Annotated in this window: 14 protein-coding genes; 9 read left to right on the top strand and 5 right to left on the bottom strand. The window is 62.3% G+C overall.

The genetic code is table 11. From position 1 onward, the window contains the following. Positions 1 to 78 precede the first annotated feature (78 nt). The 3 genes from pssA to AB5Y80_RS09910 all read left to right on the top strand — a co-directional run bounded on the left by pssA (position 79) and on the right by AB5Y80_RS09910 (position 5,989). Positions 79 to 1,428: a CDP-diacylglycerol--serine O-phosphatidyltransferase gene (pssA, locus tag AB5Y80_RS09920; RefSeq protein ID WP_041212167.1), complete on the top strand. Its 1,350-nt coding sequence runs from the start codon at positions 79 to 81 to the stop codon at positions 1,426 to 1,428. 176 nt (positions 1,429 to 1,604) lie between these two features. Continuing rightward, a complete protein-coding gene (gene recG, locus AB5Y80_RS09915) occupies positions 1,605 to 3,674 on the top strand; it encodes an ATP-dependent DNA helicase RecG (protein ID WP_048209245.1) in 2,070 nt (689 codons plus the stop codon). Positions 3,675 to 3,928: 254 nt separating this feature from the next. After that, the gene (locus AB5Y80_RS09910) at positions 3,929 to 5,989 is read left to right on the top strand and encodes an AsmA-like C-terminal region-containing protein (RefSeq protein ID WP_368172869.1); all 2,061 of its coding nucleotides are present in this window, start codon (positions 3,929 to 3,931) and stop codon (positions 5,987 to 5,989) included. A 46-nt stretch (positions 5,990 to 6,035) separates the two neighbouring features. On the opposite strand, the gene AB5Y80_RS09905 is transcribed toward AB5Y80_RS09910, so the two are convergent. Next, positions 6,036 to 6,944 carry a bifunctional GNAT family N-acetyltransferase/hotdog fold thioesterase gene (locus AB5Y80_RS09905; protein ID WP_010672532.1) on the bottom strand — a complete coding sequence of 303 codons (909 nt, stop codon included), beginning with the start codon at positions 6,942 to 6,944 and terminating at the stop codon, positions 6,036 to 6,038. 173 nt (positions 6,945 to 7,117) lie between these two features. Between AB5Y80_RS09905 and AB5Y80_RS09900 the strand changes: the two genes are divergently transcribed. Then, positions 7,118 to 7,798, top strand: a complete 681-nt coding sequence (locus tag AB5Y80_RS09900; RefSeq protein ID WP_042865392.1) for a methyltransferase domain-containing protein — start codon at positions 7,118 to 7,120, stop codon at positions 7,796 to 7,798. 65 nt (positions 7,799 to 7,863) lie between these two features. On the opposite strand, the gene dtd is transcribed toward AB5Y80_RS09900, so the two are convergent. From dtd to typA, 3 genes are all read right to left on the bottom strand, one after another. After that, complete coding sequence (dtd, locus tag AB5Y80_RS09895) at positions 7,864 to 8,301, bottom strand: D-aminoacyl-tRNA deacylase (protein WP_039039510.1); 438 nt, start codon at positions 8,299 to 8,301, stop codon at positions 7,864 to 7,866. Between the two features lie 126 nt (positions 8,302 to 8,427). Further along, positions 8,428 to 9,300 carry a virulence factor BrkB family protein gene (locus AB5Y80_RS09890; RefSeq protein ID WP_039039511.1) on the bottom strand — a complete coding sequence of 291 codons (873 nt, stop codon included), beginning with the start codon at positions 9,298 to 9,300 and terminating at the stop codon, positions 8,428 to 8,430. A gap of 177 nt (positions 9,301 to 9,477) precedes the next feature. Next, on the bottom strand, positions 9,478 to 11,289 hold the full coding sequence (gene typA, locus AB5Y80_RS09885) for a translational GTPase TypA (RefSeq protein WP_039039512.1): 1,812 nt from the start codon (positions 11,287 to 11,289) through the stop codon (positions 9,478 to 9,480). Positions 11,290 to 11,639: 350 nt separating this feature from the next. On the opposite strand from typA, the gene glnA reads away from it, so the two are divergent. The 5 genes from glnA (at position 11,640) to add (ending at position 17,526) form a co-directional block, all read left to right on the top strand. Further along, on the top strand, positions 11,640 to 13,049 hold the full coding sequence (gene glnA / locus AB5Y80_RS09880; protein WP_010672526.1) for a glutamate--ammonia ligase: 1,410 nt from the start codon (positions 11,640 to 11,642) through the stop codon (positions 13,047 to 13,049). A 194-nt stretch (positions 13,050 to 13,243) separates the two neighbouring features. Continuing rightward, the gene (locus AB5Y80_RS09875; RefSeq protein ID WP_010672525.1) at positions 13,244 to 13,813 is read left to right on the top strand and encodes a DUF4124 domain-containing protein; all 570 of its coding nucleotides are present in this window, start codon (positions 13,244 to 13,246) and stop codon (positions 13,811 to 13,813) included. Positions 13,814 to 13,899: 86 nt separating this feature from the next. Continuing rightward, complete coding sequence (glnL, locus tag AB5Y80_RS09870; protein WP_010672524.1) at positions 13,900 to 14,955, top strand: nitrogen regulation protein NR(II); 1,056 nt, start codon at positions 13,900 to 13,902, stop codon at positions 14,953 to 14,955. A 9-nt stretch (positions 14,956 to 14,964) separates the two neighbouring features. After that, complete coding sequence (glnG, locus tag AB5Y80_RS09865; RefSeq protein ID WP_010672523.1) at positions 14,965 to 16,383, top strand: nitrogen regulation protein NR(I); 1,419 nt, start codon at positions 14,965 to 14,967, stop codon at positions 16,381 to 16,383. A 141-nt stretch (positions 16,384 to 16,524) separates the two neighbouring features. Continuing rightward, complete coding sequence (add, locus tag AB5Y80_RS09860; protein WP_102949017.1) at positions 16,525 to 17,526, top strand: adenosine deaminase; 1,002 nt, start codon at positions 16,525 to 16,527, stop codon at positions 17,524 to 17,526. 66 nt (positions 17,527 to 17,592) lie between these two features. Here add and hemN read toward each other — a convergent pair whose 3' ends face one another. Then, positions 17,593 to 18,966 carry an oxygen-independent coproporphyrinogen III oxidase gene (hemN, locus tag AB5Y80_RS09855; RefSeq protein WP_368172878.1) on the bottom strand — a complete coding sequence of 458 codons (1,374 nt, stop codon included), beginning with the start codon at positions 18,964 to 18,966 and terminating at the stop codon, positions 17,593 to 17,595. Positions 18,967 to 18,977: the final 11 nt, after the last annotated feature.

Below are 18,977 nucleotides of genomic sequence, written 5' to 3'. Positions count from 1 at the left end.
CCCATCGCCACAGATTGCTAGAATTGCCTATTCTTCGCCCCGAGTGGAACGCTTCATCCCGTGATTTCAGGCTTCTCTATGCATTCATCGGCACATTATCGACAGTTGCTGACCCGCTTACCCCAGATCGCGGTCGCCGCGGATCAGTTCCAGATACTCAGCAGCGCCAAAGACTTCAAGAGCCGGATCCTGTCGCTCATCGCCCATGCGACCCAGCGCATCTATCTGATCGCGCTCTATCTGCAGGATGACGAGGCGGGACGGGAGATCCTCTCCGCCCTCTATGCCGCCAAGCAGCGCAATCCCTCTCTCGACATCAAGGTGTTCGTCGACTTCCACCGCGCCCAGCGCGGCCTGATCGGCAAGGGCAAGCAGGGGGGCAACCACCTGATGTACCAGGCCATGGCCGCCAGCCACCAACACCAGATCGAGATCTACGGCGTGCCGGTCAAGGGCCGCGAGCTGCTCGGGGTGCTGCACCTCAAGGGCTTCATCTTCGACGACACCCTGCTTTACTCCGGCGCCAGCCTCAACGACATCTACCTGCACCAGCAGGAGCGCTACCGCTTCGATCGCTATCACCAGATCCACAGCCCGGCACTGACCCGCAGCATGGTCAACTACGTGGATGACGTCTTCCTCGGCAGCGAGGCCGTCCAGCGGCTGGATCGCACCGGCATTCCCGGCGCCAAGCAGCTCAAGGGACCGATCCGCCGCTTCAAGCAGCGCCTGCGCCTCTGCCAGTACCGCTTCGAGAGCATCCAGCCCAACGATCGGGAGATCGCCGTGACCCCCATGGTGGGCCTGGGCAAGCGGGGCAACCAGCTCAACCGGATGATCCGCAACCTGGTGCGGGCCACCGAGCGGGAGATCTTCATCTGCACCCCCTACTTCAACCCCCCCAAGGAGTTGAACAAGGACGTGGAGGCGCTGCTCAAACGCGGCTGCAAGGTGACCATCGTCGTGGGCGACAAGACCGCCAACGACTTCTTCATCCCCCCGGAGGAGAAGTTCTCCACCATCGGCGGTCTGCCCTATCTCTACGAGACCAACCTGCGCAAGTTTGCCGAGCGCAACCAGCACCACATCGACAACGGCCGGCTCAACCTCATGCTCTGGTGCTGCGAGAAGAACTCCTATCACCTCAAGGGGATCTTCGTGGATGAGGAGTGGGCCCTGCTCACCGGCAACAACCTCAATCCCCGAGCCTGGGCGCTGGATCTGGAGAACGGCCTGCTGGTACACGACCAGCACCATCACCTGCGCGAGCAGTTCAGTGCGGAGCGGGAGAACATCCTGGCCCACACCCGCCGCATCAGTCACTTCGACCAGATAGAGCAGATCAAGGATTACCCGGATCAGGTGCGCAAGCTGCTGGCCCGGATCCACAGGGTCAAGGCTCACCTGCTGCTCAAGCGCATCATCTGACCGCCAGGGCGCCCCGTCAGTGAAAAGGCCTGCCGTTTCCGGCAGGCCTTTTTCATGGATGACCCTCACCCCGCTCCCTTGCCCACCAGCCCGGAACGGCACAACGCGGCTTGCATCGAGGCCGCAACAACCCCTATCATCTGGACATATTTACAGTGTTTTCGGGCATCTAATTGATGAAATTGGATAAAATCTCCCTCGACAGCCTCAAGGGTGTCGGCAGCAAGATGCTGGAGAAACTCGAGCGGCTGGGGCTGGCCACGGTGCAGGATCTGCTGTTCCACCTCCCCCTGCGCTACGAGGACCGCACCCAGGTGTGGCCCATCGGCGATCTGCCGCCCGGCCTGCACGGTGCCGTCGAGGGCGAGATCCAGGACACCCAGCTGGTGATGGGGCGCCGCCGCATGCTGGTGTGCCGTATCAGCGACGGCACCGGCAGCCTGACCCTGCGCTTCTTCAATTTCACCGCTGCCCAGAAAAACAGCCTGGCCCAGGGCCGCCTTATCCGCTGCTTCGGCGAGACCCGTCCCGGCAAGTACGGCCTGGAGATGGCCCACCCCGAGTACAAGCTGCTCGGCGAGGAGCAGGCCGGCCAGACCGAAGAGGCCCTCACCCCCGTCTACCCCACCACAGAGGGGCTGCGCCAGCTCACCCTGCGCAGCCTCACGGATCAGGCCCTGGCCCAGCTCGACCTCTACGGGGTCGAGGAGCTGCTGCCTGCCGGCCTCTATCCCCAGCAGATCGATCTTGCCGCGGCCCTGAAGCTGCTGCACCGCCCGCCTCCCTCGGTGGCGCTGGCCCTGCTCGAGAGCGGCCAGCACCCGGCACAGCAGCGGCTGGTACTGGAAGAGCTGCTGGCCCACAACCTCTCGGTCTTGAAGGTGCGCGCCCAGGCACAGACCCAGCTGGCCCGTGCCCTCAAACCCGCTCCCGAGCTGGTCCGGCAGCTGCTCGGCGCCCTGCCGTTCACCCCCACCGGCGCCCAGAGCCGGGTGGTGGCGGAGATCGGCCGGGATCTGCAGCAGAGCCACCCCATGATGCGGCTGGTGCAGGGGGACGTGGGCTCAGGTAAAACGCTGGTCGCGGCGCTGGCCGCCCTGCAGGCCATCGGCAACGGCTGCCAGGTGGGGCTGATGGCCCCGACCGAGCTGCTGGCGGAACAGCACGCCATCAACTTCGCCAGGTGGCTGGAGCCGCTCGGCATCAAGGTGGGCTGGCTGGCGGGCAAGCAGAAGGGCAAGGCGCGGGAAGAGGCGCTGGCCGCCATCGCGGACGGCAGCGTCAAGATGGTGGTGGGCACCCACGCCATCTTCCAGGAGCAGGTGGTATTCCAGCGCCTCGCCCTGGTCATCATCGATGAACAGCACCGGTTCGGCGTGCATCAGCGCCTCGCCCTGCGAGAAAAAGGAGAGCGGGAAGGGGTACATCCCCATCAGCTCATCATGACCGCCACCCCCATCCCCCGCACCCTGGCGATGACCGCCTATGCAGACCTCGACACCTCCATCATCGACGAGCTGCCGCCAGGGCGTACCCCCATTACCACGGTCGCCCTGCCGGACAGTCGCCGCCAAGATGTGATCGAGCGGGTGAGGCTCGCCTGCGAGGAGGGCAAGCAGGCCTACTGGGTCTGCACCCTGATCGAGGAGTCGGAGGTGCTGGAGTGCCAGGCCGCCGAAGACACTGCCGCCGAGCTGCAAACCCTGCTGCCCGGCCTGCACATCGGGCTGGTGCACGGCCGGATGCGCCCCGTCGAGAAACAGCGGGTGATGGAGGAGTTCAAGGCGGGCATACTGCAACTACTGGTCGCCACCACCGTCATCGAGGTGGGGGTGGATGTGCCCAATGCCAGCCTGATGATCATCGAAAACCCGGAGCGACTGGGGCTGGCCCAGTTGCATCAGCTGCGCGGCCGGGTCGGGCGGGGGTCGGTGGCCTCTCACTGCGTGCTGCTCTATCATGCCCCCTTGTCCAAGACCGCCCAGAGCCGCCTCGGGGTACTGCGGGAGACCAATGACGGCTTTCTCATCGCCCAGCGGGATCTGGAACTGCGCGGCCCAGGCGAGCTGCTCGGTACCCGCCAGACCGGCCTGGCCGATCTCAAGATCGCCGATCTGGTGCGCGACCAGCCGCTCATCCCTCAGGTGCAGAAGATGGCGCGCTTCCTGATGGACAAACACCCGGCGCATGTCGAGCCCCTGATCCGCCGCTGGCTGGGCCTGCGAGACCACTACTCCAATGCTTGACCAAGGCAGATGCAGAAGAGGGTCACCTTGCCTGATGGACAAACACCCGGCTCATGTCGAGCCCCTGATCCGCCGCTGGCTGGGCCTGCGGGACCACTACTCCAATGCTTGACCAAGGCAGATGCAGAAGAGGGTCACCTTGCCTGATGAATAAACACCCGAGCCATGTCGAACCCTTGATACGATGCTGGCTCGGTCCACGGGATCACTACTCGAATGCCTGACCAAGCAACAGAAACAGGAGGAAAGCACTGATGAATTCCTGGCTGCGCGGCCTGCTCTACACCTTTGCCTTCCTGCTGCTCTTTGTCTGGGTCGGTCTCGGCCTGTTCGATGCCGAGCGCGCCAAAGGCCCCATCGCCAACTGGCTCAGCCAGCAGACCGGGGTGCCCGTCACCATAGGCCGGCTGGTGTTCAATCCGCTGCACCCCTACACCCTGCTGGCGGAACAGGTGCGCTATGGGGATGCGGTACAGCTGGAAAAACTCTATCTGGAGATCGAGCACATCGACTGGTTGAACCGGGATGTGCGCATCGCCCACCTGGACCTCATCCGTCCCGTCATCAAGCTGCCGCTCCCCAACCAGTTACCAAGCCTGCCGGTTCGCTCCCTCACCATCAGCGACAGCACCATCGACAACCTGAGCCTGCAGAGCGAGGCCCTGACCCTGCGCGGCCTCAGTGCGTCCCTGAGTGACTGGGAACTGATCGACCCAAGACGCCAGCCCCAGGCCAACCTCACCCTGGGCATCAACCAGCTGGAGACCCCCATGTTCACCCTGGCCCGTCTCAGCCTAAAGGGGCGGCTGGAGGGGCAGGTGCTCAGCACCGACAGACTGACCACCAACCTGTTCGACGGCCTGCTCGAGACCGGCATGGTACTGAACTGGCCAGAGCGCAGCCTGCAACTGCACGATCTCAAGGCCCGCACCATGCGACTCGAGCTTGGTGACATTCCCCCTGGCGAGTTCCCCCTGCGCCGCATCACCCTGGACAGGGGTCAACTTGCCCAGGTGAGCATCAATGCCATCGATCAGGAGCTCTCCCTCAACAACTTCAACGGCCAGCTCACCGCCTTCGACTGGCAGGCGGGCAGCCAGCCCAGCGGCTATCTGGCGGGCACCCTGGGCGACATGGGCCGCGGCCTGTTCCAGCTTGAGGCCGTCGAGGGCAAGCTCGCCTTCTCCCCCCGGCAGCTGGATGCCGAGCTGCGGGGCAAGGCATACGAAGGGGAGTTCAACGTCGAGCTGGCCCTCGACACCCAGCAGCAGAAGCTCGTCCTAAAGGATCTGGCCCTGAGCGGCATGGACATCAGTTTGCCCCAGGGGTGGTGGCAGGATTGGCAGGGCTGGCGCCCGCAACAGATCGACATCCGCAAACTGGCCTTCGACAAGCTCAAGGTGCTCTCTTTCGACGACACTCTGCCCCTCTCCCTGACCGGCTGGCAACTCTACCTGAACGATCTCGCCCTGCGGGGCAACCAGCCAAGCCCCCTGCTGGGACGCGCCCGCATCGAGAGCAAGTGGTTCGAGCTGGTGTGGGACGGTCTCAGTGCCCGCAACGGCACCCTGGATGGCGAGCTGACCCCCAGCTCCTGGCAGCTCAACACCCTCGTCACCTCCCTGCCCGACGAGGGCTCCCTCAACCTGAGCGCCCAGTGGGGCAGGACGCCCGGGCAGGAGAGCCGCCTGCAGTTGCAGGGCAAGCAGCTGGATCTGGAGCAGTGGGGCAAGTTGCTGCACTCCCCCGTCTCCTTCGCGGGCAAGGTGGATCTGGCGGCAGATCTGCAGGCCGACCTCAACGGGCAGCCCGGCGAGCAGACGGCCAACTGGCGCCGGACCCTTCAGGGTAGCTTGAGCCTGGAGAGCAAGGATCCCTTCTGGGACAAGGTCGGCATCGACCCCTTGCTGGATGACTGGTTCAGGGAGCAGACCCCCCCCGATCTGACACCGCAGACGCTGTGGCAGGCGATGCAACGCGGAGACACCCCCTTCTATCAGATCAGGCTGGATGCCAGGGCGGAGCAGGGCAAGGTGCGGATCGAGCAAGGCGGTGCCTCCACCATCACCCACCTGCTGGCACTGCAAGGGGGTGTCGACCTGGCCGCAGACCAGTGGCAGCTCGACCTCGGGGTCCTGAACAAGGGGCGCTGCGCCGAGCTGCTCGCCCGCTGGCGCGGCCCCCTCAATGCGCCCGACCTGGGCTGGAGTTTCCCCACGGGACAGGACGCCTGTGGCTGGGAGGCGGGTGTGCGCTACCCCGCCCAGGGACGAAGCGGCCCGCTCTGGCGCCCACGGCCACCCGCCGCCCAATAACGAACAAGGCCTCGCGAAGAGGCCTTGTTGCTGTGAACATCAGGGATCAGCGTGCGCCGCGCTTGATGGGCAGCACCACATACTGACCGACAAACTCCACCGCCAGCTTGCGGCCACTGAACAACTGCACCCGCAGGCTGAACTTGGCGGATTCTCCGCCCCTCAGCGGCTCGAGCACGGCGGGCATGCCCTCCCGGGCCACCCGCGCCTCCGGTTCTTCGCTCACCGGCCGGTAATACTTGATGTTGCCCTCGGCCAGCACGGTATCCCCTCCCAGCCCTGCCTCCTTGAGCTGCAACCAGATGAGACCCCAGCCCGCCAGCACGCACTGGCTGTAGATGCTACCGGCGAACATGGTGTCGTGGACGTTGAGATTGGCCGCCAGGTTGGCCTTGAGGTGGAAGGTCTGGCCATCGTAGTGGGTGATGTGCACCCCCATCTTCTCGCTGATGGGAATGCCCCGCGACCAGCGGGTGGTGAGATCCTGGCACCACTCCGGACGGTACTGGATGGTCTGCATGGGACTCAGGGACTTGATCATCTGGCGGTGAGGGATGCGGCCGAAGGAGACGGGGCCTTCCCCTACCTCGAGGAAGCCGCAGCGGCGATAGAACTCCACCGCCTCCTGGCGGGCGTTCATCACCAGCCGTTTCACCTTCTCGTCGCGGGCAAGCTGCTCGAGATCTTCCACCATGCGGGCGCCCAGCCCCTGGCCGCGAAATTCGGGTCGCAGCGCCATAAAGCGGATTTGGGCTTCATCGCCGCCCACAAAGAGGCGACCCACGGCGATGGGCGTTCCGTCGGGTGAGAGCATCAGCCGGTGAATGGCGACGGTATCGTACTCGTCACGCTCGGAGCCAAGGGGCAGATTGAAGGGTTTGCGCAGTAGTTCCCAGCGCAACTGATAGTAAGCATCCAGCTCCGCTGGTGTTTCTGGGGTGACTACCCGGTACATAAAGCGATCCTTGAGTGTGCGCCGACTGGCAGATGGAAGGACTGACGCAACCATTTCTCCCGGCGCAGCCTGTAGTAGGTATCCAGCTCGGCTGCCGTTTGGGGGGTGACCACCCGGTACATAACAACATCCTTGAGTTACACTGGTCGAAAGCCATCTTGCCGTGCAAATTCATGGACTTCAATCTACAAGCGTACCAAGCCGATCACTTATTGCACCTCAGCGCCAAACCCGAACGCCGCGTTTCGGTGCTTGAAAATGCCCGTCATCGCTGGCTGGAAATGGACGGCGTGGTGCAATCCGCCATGAGCCTCCACCAACCGGCCCGCCTCTGTCTGCCTCATCAACGGAGCATCGCGGAGCAGTTGCCAAAGCAGGCAAGCAGGATCCTGGAGCTGGGGCTGGGCGGAGGGGATCTCACCCGTCACCTGGCGGCACGCTGGCCCGATGCCCACCACGACTGCGTGGATCTGGATGCCGAGATACTCACCCTGTTCCAGCAGTTCTTTCTCCCCTCATCAGGGGGCTCGCCTCGGCTGCATCACGCCGATGCGCTGCATTTCCTGCACCAGAGCCAGGAGAGCTACGATCTGGTGCTGCTGGATTTGTTCAGCCAGGACGGCAACCCCCTTCTGCTGTTCCAGGCCCCGCTCTATCAGGCGCTGGCCAGCCGCCTGAGCGGCACCCTCATCATCAATCTGCTGCCCCGCACCCGGCTCGAACAGGCACAGGCTCTACGATTGGCAGAGGAGTGGATAGGCCCGACTCGCGTCCACGACGTGCCCGGCTACCGCAACGTCATCCTGCACGCGACCCGTCAGCATGGCCAGGGCGGGCGAGCACCGGCAGGGTGAAGAACCTGCGAAGTGTGCAGGCATCGCGTCCTGCCCTCCGGTGAGGCCCGCCCTGCCTGCCACCCTTATACCTGCAGCCAGAAGGTAACGGGGCCATCGTTGAGCAGCCTGACCTTCATGTCGGCGGCGAAGCGGCCGGTTTCGGTCGGCACGCCGCTCTCCCTGGCACGAGCCACGAAGTACTCATAGAGTCGCTCGGCATCTGCGGGATGGGCGCCACCGGAGAAGCTGGGTCTCATCCCCTTGCCGGTATCCGCCGCCAGGGTGAACTGGGAGACCACCAGCAGGCTGCCACCCACCTGGCTCACGTTGAGGTTCATCTTGCCGTTCTCGTCCGAGAAGATGCGATAACCGCTCACCTTGTGCAGCAGCTTGTCCGCCTTGGCCTCGTCATCCCCCTGCTCCACCCCGAGCAGCACCAGCAACCCCTGGCCGATGGCCCCGGTCACCTCTCCCTCTACCGTTACGCTGGCCTCGCTGACCCGCTGAATCAGTGCAATCACATCCCTCTCCTCTCAAAACAGCACGACCGCCCATCCTGCGGGATGAGCGGTCGTCGATGCTACCAATAAATGCCCTGCCCGGGCCAACCCCTTTGTGTCGGGATCCGGTGTGATGGCCGGCCGGCGTCAGGCCAGTTCCTCTGCACCGGGCTTCTCGTACTCCCCGAGGCAGGCGGTGGTCTCGGCCCCCAGCAACACCACCAGCCAACTCAGATACACCCAGACGAACAGGATGGGAATGGTCGCCAGGGCGCCATAGATGGCCTGGTAGGAGGGGAAGTTGGTGATGTAGATGGCAAAGCCGCGCTTGGCCAGCTCGAACAGGGTGGCCGCCACCAGGGCACCGATGAAGGCGTGGGTCAGCCGCACGCGGCAGTTGGGCACCACGGTATAGATCAGCAGGAAGGTGAGCACGGAGAAGAGGAACGGCAGGCTGCGCAGCAGCAGATAGCCGATACCGAACAGGCTGTCAGCCGCGAACAACCTGAGCGAGAGAATGTAGGAGGAGATGGCGATGCTGGCACCGATGAGCACGGGGCCCAGGGTCAGGATCATCCAATACATGGCGAATGCCTGGGCCAAGGGCCGGCTTCGGGTGGACCGCCAGATGTAGTTGAGATTCTTGTCGATGGCCGAGATGAGCATCAGGGCCACCACGATCAGGGCACCGATACCGACGGCCGTGGTGTTGGTGGCGTTGGCCACGAAGCCGTCGATGTACTCCTTGAGCATCTCCCCTGCGGTGGGGACGAAGTTGTGATAGACAAACTGCTCCATCGCCTGCTTCAGGCTCTGGAACACCGGAAAGGCCGACATCATGCCGAACACCACGGCGATCATGGGCACCAGGGAGAGCAGGGTGACATAGGCCAGGTAACCGGCGGTCACCGTCAATCTGTCCTGCTGGAAGCGGCCCCAGACAAACTGGGCGAAGTGGGCACCATCGTGGCGCAAGAAGGAGAGTGCATGGGCCAGACGGCCGCGGATCTGCTGCTGCATCTTGTTTCTCGTAAGCGTGATCATGCAGACATTGTGTCAGATAGGGTGGTCATTTGGCCACCCGCAGACCGGCCGGATGCGCCTCCATCCAGCTCAGGCCCCATGCGCCCTCATGTCGAGCCCATAAAAAAAGAGGCCTTAAGGCCTCTCTTTGGTCTGTCGATGAACAGCTATCGATCAAGCACGACCGGCGCGCTTGCGATCCAGTTCGGTCAGCAGCTTTTTACGGATACGGATGGCCTTGGGGGTGATCTCCACCAGCTCATCGTTGTCGATGAACTCGAGAGCCTGCTCCAGGGTCATGCGGATCGGCGGAGTCAGCACCTGGGCTTCGTCGGTACCGGAGGCACGCATGTTGGTCAGCTGCTTGCCTTTCAGGCAGTTGACGGTCAGGTCGTTGGAGCGGGAGTGGATCCCGATCACCTGGCCTTCGTACACTTCGGTCGCGTGACCGATGAACAGACGACCACGATCTTGCAGACCGAACAGGGCGAAGGTCAGGGCCTTGCCGGTGGCGTTGGAGATCAGCACGCCGTTCTGACGCTCACCGATGCTGCCACCCTTGTGCGGACCGTAGTGGTCGAAGGTGTGGTACAGCAGACCGGTACCAGAGGTCATGGTCAGGAACTCGGTCTGGAAGCCGATCAGGCCACGGCTCGGGATGATGAAGTCCAGACGGACGCGACCCTTGCCATCCGGGGTCATGTTGGTCATCTCGCCTTTACGCAGGCCGAGCTGCTCCATCACGGAACCCTGATGCGCTTCTTCCACGTCCACAGTGACGGTTTCGAACGGTTCTTGCAGTTCGCCATCCACGGTACGCAGGATAACTTCCGGACGGGACACCGCCAGTTCGTAACCTTCGCGACGCATGTTTTCGATCAGGATGGAGAGGTGCAGTTCACCACGGCCGGAGACGCGGAACTTGTCCGGATCTTCGGTCTCTTCCACGCGCAGGGCCACGTTGTGGACCAGTTCCTGGTTCAGACGCTCCAGAATGTTGCGGGAGGTGACGAACTTGCCTTCTTTACCGGCGAACGGCGAGGTGTTGACCTGGAAGGTCATGTTCACGGTCGGCTCGTCAACGGAGAGCGGCGGCAGGGCTTCGACGGCACTGTTGTCACAGATGGTGTCGGAGATCTTCAGCTCGCCCAGACCGGTGATGGCGATGATGTCGCCCGCTTGCGCGTCGGTCACTTCGGTACGGGACAGGCCCAGGTAGCCCAGCACCTGACCGACCTTGCCGGTACGCGGTTTGCCGTTGGCACCGACGATGGTGACCTGCTGGTTGGTCTTGACGCGACCACGAGTGATGCGGCCGATACCGATGACGCCCACGTAGGAGTTGTAGTCCAGCTGGGAGATCTGCATCTGGAAGGCACCGTCAACGTCGCCCTTCGGGGCTTCCACGTTGTCGACGATGGCCTGGAACAGGGGTTCCATGTTCTCGGACGGGACGTCCTGATCCAGGGTGGCCCAACCGTTCAGTGCAGAGGCGTAAACAACCTTGAAGTCCAGTTGCTCATCGGTGGCACCCAGGTTGTCGAACAGATCGAAGACCTGATCCATTACCCAGTCAGGACGAGCACCCGGGCGGTCGATCTTGTTGATGACCACGATGGGCTTCAGACCCTGGGCGAACGCCTTCTGGGTCACGAAACGGGTCTGCGGCATCGGGCCGTCAACGGCGTCGACCAGCAGCAGCACGGAGTCAACCATGGAGAGTACGCGCTCAACTTCACCACCGAAGTCGGCGTGACCCGGGGTATCCACGATGTTGATGCGGTAGTCGTTCCAGCGGATCGCAGTGTTCTTGGCGAGAATGGTGATGCCACGTTCCCGTTCCAGATCATTGGAGTCCATGATCCGTTCCTGACCTTCGCTGGTGCGATCCAGAGTGCCGGATTGCTGCAGCAGCTTATCAACCAGAGTCGTTTTGCCGTGGTCAACGTGCGCAATAATCGCAATATTGCGTAAATTCTCTAACATTCTCGCCTCAAATCACCGGGTAAAATTGGGCGCTAATTGTACTCTCGCCTTTGTGATCTGCCTAGCAGAATTGCAACACATTCACGCACAACAAAGGATCAGGATCATGGACCCCGCAGCAAAAGGCTGCTTAGATGGCCTGGATACGCTGGTGCACCATCTCGGTGCACCAAAACGATCCAAGGTTGCACCACTTTAATGCAGCAACCGGCATGAGAACGGGTTTTTCGACAGCCTGAAACGGTGCAAGTGCCCTGAAATCAAGCTGTCACAAACTTGGCACGATACTGGCTTATGTGAATGTGACGACGCATTCACCCAAAGAGTTTTAACACCGGAGGTTACTTAGCATGTCAGCCCAGAACGTTTTGGCCCTGATCCAGGAACACGAAGTCAAGTTTGTTGATCTGCGTTTTACCGACACCAAGGGTAAAGAGCAGCACGTATCCATCCCTTCCCACCAGGTTGACGAAGACTTCTTCGAAGACGGCAAGATGTTCGATGGTTCCTCCATCGGCGGCTGGAAGGGCATCAACGAGTCTGACATGGTGCTGATGCCGGACCCGGCTTCCGCCAAACTGGACCCGTTCACCGAAGAGACCACTCTGAACATCGTCTGTGACGTGCTTGAACCCGCCACCATGCAAGGCTATGACCGCGATCCGCGCTCCATCGCCAAGCGTGCTGAAGATTTCCTGAAGTCCAGCGGCATCGCTGACACCGTGCTGTTCGGGCCGGAGCCGGAATTCTTCATGTTCGACAACATCACCTTCTCCAACACCATGGGCCACAGCTTCGTGAAGATCGAATCCGAAGAAGCTGCCTGGAACTCCGGTACCGACTACGAGCACGGCAACAAGGGTCACCGTCCGTTCGTCAAGGGTGGTTACTTCCCGGTTGCCCCGGTTGACTCCTCCCAGGACATCCGTGCCGCCATGTGCCTGGTGCTGGAAGAGATGGGCCAGGTCGTCGAAGCTCACCACCACGAAGTGGCGACCGCCGGTCAGAACGAGATCGCAACCCGCTTCAACACCCTCACTCTGAAGGCTGACGAAGTACAGGTCCTGAAGTACGTGATCCACAACGTGGCCCACGCCTACAACAAGACCGTCACCTTCATGCCGAAACCCATGTTCGGTGACAACGGCTCCGGCATGCACTGCCACCAGTCCCTGGCCAAAGACGGCGTCAACCTGTTCGCAGGCGACCTGTACGGTGGTCTGTCCGAGATGGCGCTGCACTACATCGGCGGCATCATCAAGCACGCCAAGGCCATCAACGCCTTCGCCAACCCGACCACCAACTCCTACAAGCGTCTGGTGCCGGGCTATGAAGCACCGGTCATGCTGGCCTACTCCGCCCGCAACCGCTCTGCCTCCATCCGTATCCCGGTCGTGCCGAGCCCGAAAGCCCGCCGCATCGAAGTACGCTTCCCAGATCCGGCTGCCAACCCCTACCTGGCCTTCGCTGCCCAGCTGATGGCCGGTCTGGACGGTATCATCAACAAGATCCATCCGGGCGATGCCATGGACAAGAACCTGTACGATCTGCCGCCGGAAGAAGCCGCCGAAGTCCCGACCGTTGCCGGTTCCCTGGACGAAGCGCTGTCCGCACTGGATGCAGACCGTGAGTTCCTGACCCGTGGTGGCGTGTTCAGCGATGACTTCATCAACTCCTACCTGGAACTGAAACAGCAGGATGTTGACCGCGTGCGCATGACTCCGCACCCGCTGGAGTTCGAGCTGTACTACTCCGTCTAATCCGCTTTCCCATGACAAACCCGCCATCTGGCGGGTTTTTTTTTCATTCTGGCAACGGAAATACCGCCAAACGGGCACGATCGTGCAGAAAGATGATCCCGTTCACGGAGCCGTACCACCCTCGGCTGTTCACACCCCGACCCCCGTGGTTTTTCTCTGATAGGATTAAGGTGAACCCCGTCAAGGAGAGATGGATGAACACTGTACCCTGGCTGCTGAGCCTCCTGCTGATGGCCTCCTGTTCCGCACAGGCCGCCCGCGTCTACTCCTGGGTCGATCCCCAGGGGGTGACCCACTACACCGATGCCCCTCCTCCCGGCAAGAGCGCAAAAGAGGTGGACCTGCGGGTCTCGCCGCTCATCGGCACCGCCCCCCACTCGGTCCAGGTGGACAACTTCAACAGCCTGACCGGTGTCGATGCCAGGAAAGCCCTGGAAGCGGCTCCCCTGGAGATCGACCTCATCTCTCCGGAACCGGGCAGCACATTGCGCGACAATACCGGCAACATCGTCTTCCAGGGCGAGATCTCTCCCCAGGTCCCGGTGCAATACGATGTGCGCCTGATCCTGAACGGCAAGGCGGTGCCCCTGGTTCACAACAGCCTGGCCATACGGGTGGAAAACCTCGATAGGGGCGCTTACGAGGCACGGCTCGAGTTGCTCGCCAAAGACGGTACGATCCTTGCTAAATCTAAGCCAACCACCTTTTACCTGCACAGGGCGTCGGTGAATCAGGCTCCCAGAGCCGCCCCCAAGGCCAATTAGGGGTGATGTGACGCACCGATGCGGGTAAACTTGATGCACTATATTGGTGCATTCTAGGTGTGCAGCACCGTTTTAGGGAGAAACCTGTGCCAACCCGCTCGGACAACGCCAAGACACTCTTGGACAACCTGCTGACCGCCGTCATTCTCATGGATGAACGTCTCTGCATTCAATTCGTCAACCCGGCGGCAGAACAGCTGCTTTCCCTCAGTGAACGGCGACTGATCGGCATCGAACTGCCCCACTTGCTGGAACACATCTCTCTCGATCTGCAGCGTTTCAAACAGTGCCTCATTTCGGGGCAGGGCTTCACCGACAGCGAAGTCACCCTGGTGGTGGAGGGGGAGCCCAGGCTGGTGGAGATCAGCGTCAGCCCCATGGCCGATCATGAACAGCGACTGATGGTGGTAGAACTGCGCAAGATCGATCAGCAGAAGAAGATCAGCCAGGAGCTGCAGCAACACGCCCAGCAGCAGGCCGCCAAGGAGCTGGTGCGCGGCCTGGCGCACGAGATCAAGAACCCCCTGGGGGGATTGCGCGGCGCGGCCCAACTGCTGCAAAAGGAGTTGCCCGACCCGGCCTTGCGTGAATACACCGGCATCATCATCGAGCAGGCCGATCGCCTGCGGGTGCTGGTCGACAGGTTGCTCGGTCCCCAGCGTCCCGGCCGTCACCAGATGCACAATGTTCACTCCGTGCTGGAGCAGGTGCGCCGTCTGGTGGACCTGGAGCTGCCGCCGCAGATCCGCATCGAACGGGACTACGACCCCAGCATCCCCGAATTCGAGATGGAATCGGACCAGCTGCAACAGGCGTTCCTGAACATAGTGCGCAACGCCGCCGAGGCCCTTGGGGATCAGGACGGCCTCATCCGCATCAAGACGCGCACCGCCTTCCAGATCACCATCCATGGCCAGCGCTATCGCCTGGCGGCCGAAATCAAGATCATCGACAACGGCCCCGGCATTCCCGACGCCATCCGCGACACCCTCTTCTACCCCATGATCACCGGCAAGGAAGGGGGAACGGGCCTGGGCCTCTCCATCGCCCAGAACCTGATCGATCAGCACAAGGGGCGCATCGACTGCATCAGCTGGCCGGGCCACACCGAATTCACCATTTATTTACCACTTCGCAAGTAAGGGAACCTCATGACAGCAAAAGTGTGGATCGTCGATGACGACAGCTCCATCCGGTGGGTTCTGGAGCGCACCCTTGGCAGCGAAGGCTTCGAATGCGAAAGTTTCGCCGACGGCGAAGCCCTGCTGAGTTCACTGGAGATGCGCTCACCGGACGTGATCCTCTCGGATATCCGCATGCCGGGCATCGACGGCCTGAGCCTGCTGGAGCAGATCCATCGCCGCCAGGCGGATCTGCCCATCATCATCATGACGGCCCACTCGGACCTCGACAGCGCGGTCAACGCCTACCAGCGCGGTGCCTTCGAATACCTGCCCAAGCCGTTCGACATCGACGAGGCGGTCACCCTGGTACGCCGAGCCGAGAACCACCTCAAGGAGCAACGTACCAAGCGCAAGGCTCGCCAACAGGAAGCCACCACCACCCCGGAGATCATCGGCGAAGCCCCTGCCATGCAGGAGGTGTTCCGCGCCATCGGCCGGCTGTCGCGCTCCAGCATCTCGGTGCTCATCAACGGTCAAAGCGGTACCGGCAAGGAGCTGGTTGCCCATGCTCTGCACAAGCACAGCCCCCGAGCCCACAAGAACTTCATCGCCCTCAACATGGCGGCCATCCCGAAAGATCTCATCGAATCCGAGCTGTTCGGCCATGAGAAGGGAGCCTTCACCGGCGCCAACAACATTCGTCACGGCCGCTTCGAACAGGCCGATGGCGGCACCCTGTTTCTCGACGAAATAGGCGACATGCCGCTGGACGTGCAGACCCGGTTGCTGCGGGTACTGGCGGACGGGCAGTTCTACCGGGTTGGCGGCCACCAACCGGTGCAGGTGGATGTGCGGATCATTGCCGCCACCCACCAGAATCTGGAGAAGCGGGTCGCCGACGGCGAGTTTCGGGAAGACCTGTTCCACCGCCTCAACGTCATCCGCATCCATATTCCGGCCCTCAAGGAGCGCCGGGAGGACATCCCCCAGCTGGCCCAGCACTTCCTGCTGCGAGCCGCCAAGGAGCTGAACGTGGAGGCCAAGAGCCTGCACCCGGATACCCAGACCTACATCAGCCGCCTCCCCTGGCCGGGCAACGTGCGCCAGCTGGAGAACGTCTGCCGCTGGCTGACGGTGATGGCCTCGGGCCAGGAGGTGTTGGTAGGCGATCTGCCCACCGAGCTGCTGACTCCCATCACCAGCACCGCCGAGCCGGGCCAGCCCGCCCTGACCGGTGGCTGGCAGCAGCAGTTGCAGGACTGGGTGGCCGCCAAGCTGGCGCTGGGGGAGACCGATATCCTGGCGGATGCCATGCCCCAGTTCGAACGGATCATGCTGGAGACAGCACTGGATCACACCCACGGTCACAAGCAGGAGGCAGCCCGCCTGCTCGGCTGGGGCCGCAATACCCTGACCCGCAAGCTCAAGGAGCTCGACATTCCCTGAGCCTGCGGGAAAAACGATTCCCATCACGCCTTGAGGGAAAGCCTGACCAATCACACCCCGTTTGCTTGCAAACGGGGTATCTTTTTCAGGCGCCCCGCCTAGAATGGCAGGCTTTCCAACCCGACTCGCAGAAGGTGCCCCATGATTGACAGATCCCTCCCCCTGACCGACCTGCATCGCCATCTGGATGGCAACATCCGCCCGCAGACCATTCTCGAGCTGGGACGTCAGCACAACATCCGACTGCCGGCCGATGAACTGGAGGCCCTGCGCCCGCACGTGCAGATCGTCGAGAACGAGCCGAGTCTGGTGGCCTTCCTGAAGAAACTGGACTGGGGCGTGGCCGTGCTGGCCGACTACGATGCCTGCCGCCGGGTCGCCTACGAAAACGTGGAAGATCTGCTGCGTGCCGGGATCGACTATGCCGAGCTGCGTTTCAGCCCGGCCTACATGGCGATGACCCACAAACTGCATCCGCAGGGCGTGGTCGAAGCCATCATCGACGGCGTGGCCGCAGGCAGCCGTGACTTCGGCATCAAGACCAATCTCATCGGCATCATGAGCCGTACCTTCGGCACCGAGCAGTGCAAGCAGGAGCTGGATGCCTGTCTGGCTCATCGCGATCGCCTGGTCGCCATCGATCTGGCCGGCGACGAGCTGGGCTTCCCGGGCGAGCTCTTCACCGACCACTTCCGCCGGGTGCGGGATGCAGGCATGCGGGTCACCGTGCACGCCGGTGAAGCCGCCGGCCCCGAGAGCATGTGGCAGGCCATTCGCGAGCTGGGAGCCGAGCGCATCGGCCACGGGGTCAAGGCCATCCAGGATCCGGCCCTGATGGCCTATCTGGCCGAACACCGCATCGGCATCGAGTCCTGCCTCACCTCCAACCTCCAGACCACCACGGTGGCGAGTCTGGCCGATCACCCGATCCGCCAGTTCCTGGCCGCCGGCGTGCTGGCCTGCCTCAATACCGACGATCCGGCGGTGGAGGGGATCGACCTGCCCCATGAATACGAGGTGGCGGCCCCGGCTGCCGGCATGACGGTGAGCGAGATCCGCTCCGCCCAGCAGAACGGCCTGACCCTGGCCTTCCTGAGCGAGAGCGAAAAGGCCGAGCTGAGTGCCCGTGCGGCTCAACGCTAAGCAGCAGCAAACCCAATAAAAAACCGCCGAAAGGCGGTTTTTTATTGTCCAACGACATTGCCCGGCCTAGATCACCCGGGAGAACTGCTGCTGGCGCGCCTTGTTGCGCAGGTAGACATCGAAGCACATGCAGATGTTGCGGATCAGCAGCTGACCGGTGGAGACCACCTCCAGCCCCTCTTCGGTCATGCGCACCAGACCGTCGTCGATGAAGGTCTGCAACAGCTTGAGATCCTCGGCAAAATACTCCTTGAACACCAGGCCGTGGGCCTGCTCCACAGCGGCGAAGTTCAGGGCAAAATCGCAGATGAGGCGCTTGATCACCTCACGACGGATCAGATCGTCCCGATTGAGGGAGCACCCCTTCCACTGGGCATGGCCCAGTGACTCGACCTGGGCATAGTAGGTTTTGAGATCCTTCTGGTTCTGGGAATAGGCATTCCCCATCATGCTGATGGAAGAGACCCCCAGCCCCAGCAGATCGCAATCCCCCTGGGTGGTATAGCCCTGGAAGTTGCGATGCAGCTTGCCCTCGCGCTGGGCGACGGCCAGCTCGTCATCGGGCTTGGCAAAGTGGTCCATGCCGATGAACTGATAACCCTGGCCGGTCAGGAAGGCAATGGTGTCCTGCAGCATGGCCAGCTTCTCCTGCGGCGCCGGCATGTCCGCTTCTTTCAGCTTGTGCTGGGCGGCAAAACGGCTCGGCAGGTGGGCATAGTTGAAGATGGAGAGGCGGGCCGGGTCGGTCTTGAGCACCTCTTCCAGGGTGTGATGGAAGCTCTCCCGGTTCTGGTGCGGCAGACCGTAGATGAGATCCAGATTGGTGGAGCGGAACCCCAGCTCGCGGGCACGAACCAGCATGGCGCGGATGAAGTCGTTGTCCTGCTCCCGATTGACCGCGACCTGGACCGCCTTGTTGAAGTCCTGAACGCCAAGGCTGATGCGGTTGAAACCGAGCTCCCGCAGCACATCCAGCATGGACAATTCGATCTCGCGGGGATCCACCTCGATGCTGATCTCCCCCTCCTCGGCGAAGTGGAAGTGCTCCCGCAACATGGCCATCAGGCGACGAGTCTGGGGTTCGCTCAGATAGGTGGGTGTACCGCCCCCCCAGTGCAGCTGGGTGACCAGTCTCTCCTTGAACAGGGGGGCCTGGGCCTTGATCTCCTGTTCGAGGTAGTCGAGGTATTGATCTGCCTTGTGCTGGTGCCGGGTAATGACCTTGTTGCAGCCGCAGTAGTAGCAGAGCTTGTGACAGAAGGGGATGTGCACGTAGAGCGACAGATTGCGTGCAGGATACTGGCCCGCTGCCTGGACAAAGTCCGGGTAGCCGAACCCCTCGTTGAACTCCAGCGCAGTGGGATAGGAGGTGTAACGCGGACCACTGTAGTTGTATTTTTCGATCAGGGCCTGATCCCACACAATCTGTTCTGCTTGCACGCTTGCTTCCT

Origin of the sequence: Aeromonas sp. R2-1 (assembly GCF_040908425.1) — a bacterium.
Lineage (GTDB): Bacteria > Pseudomonadota > Gammaproteobacteria > Enterobacterales > Aeromonadaceae > Aeromonas > Aeromonas caviae.
Note: the sequence above shows the minus strand (reverse complement) of the source record. Positions and strands in the feature narration are given on the sequence as shown.

Coding starts and splice junctions, on each gene's coding strand:
- AB5Y80_RS09900 (WP_042865392.1), top strand. CDS start 7,118: ATGGACTTCAATCTACAAGCGTACCAAGCCGATCACTTATTGCACCTC.
- AB5Y80_RS09875 (WP_010672525.1), top strand. CDS start 13,244: ATGAACACTGTACCCTGGCTGCTGAGCCTCCTGCTGATGGCCTCCTGT.
- AB5Y80_RS09905 (WP_010672532.1), bottom strand. CDS start 6,944: ATGTACCGGGTAGTCACCCCAGAAACACCAGCGGAGCTGGATGCTTAC.
- AB5Y80_RS09890 (WP_039039511.1), bottom strand. CDS start 9,300: ATGCAGCAGCAGATCCGCGGCCGTCTGGCCCATGCACTCTCCTTCTTG.
- glnA (WP_010672526.1), top strand. CDS start 11,640: ATGTCAGCCCAGAACGTTTTGGCCCTGATCCAGGAACACGAAGTCAAG.
- add (WP_102949017.1), top strand. CDS start 16,525: ATGATTGACAGATCCCTCCCCCTGACCGACCTGCATCGCCATCTGGAT.
- recG (WP_048209245.1), top strand. CDS start 1,605: ATGAAATTGGATAAAATCTCCCTCGACAGCCTCAAGGGTGTCGGCAGC.
- AB5Y80_RS09910 (WP_368172869.1), top strand. CDS start 3,929: ATGAATTCCTGGCTGCGCGGCCTGCTCTACACCTTTGCCTTCCTGCTG.
- glnG (WP_010672523.1), top strand. CDS start 14,965: ATGACAGCAAAAGTGTGGATCGTCGATGACGACAGCTCCATCCGGTGG.
- pssA (WP_041212167.1), top strand. CDS start 79: ATGCATTCATCGGCACATTATCGACAGTTGCTGACCCGCTTACCCCAG.
- typA (WP_039039512.1), bottom strand. CDS start 11,289: ATGTTAGAGAATTTACGCAATATTGCGATTATTGCGCACGTTGACCAC.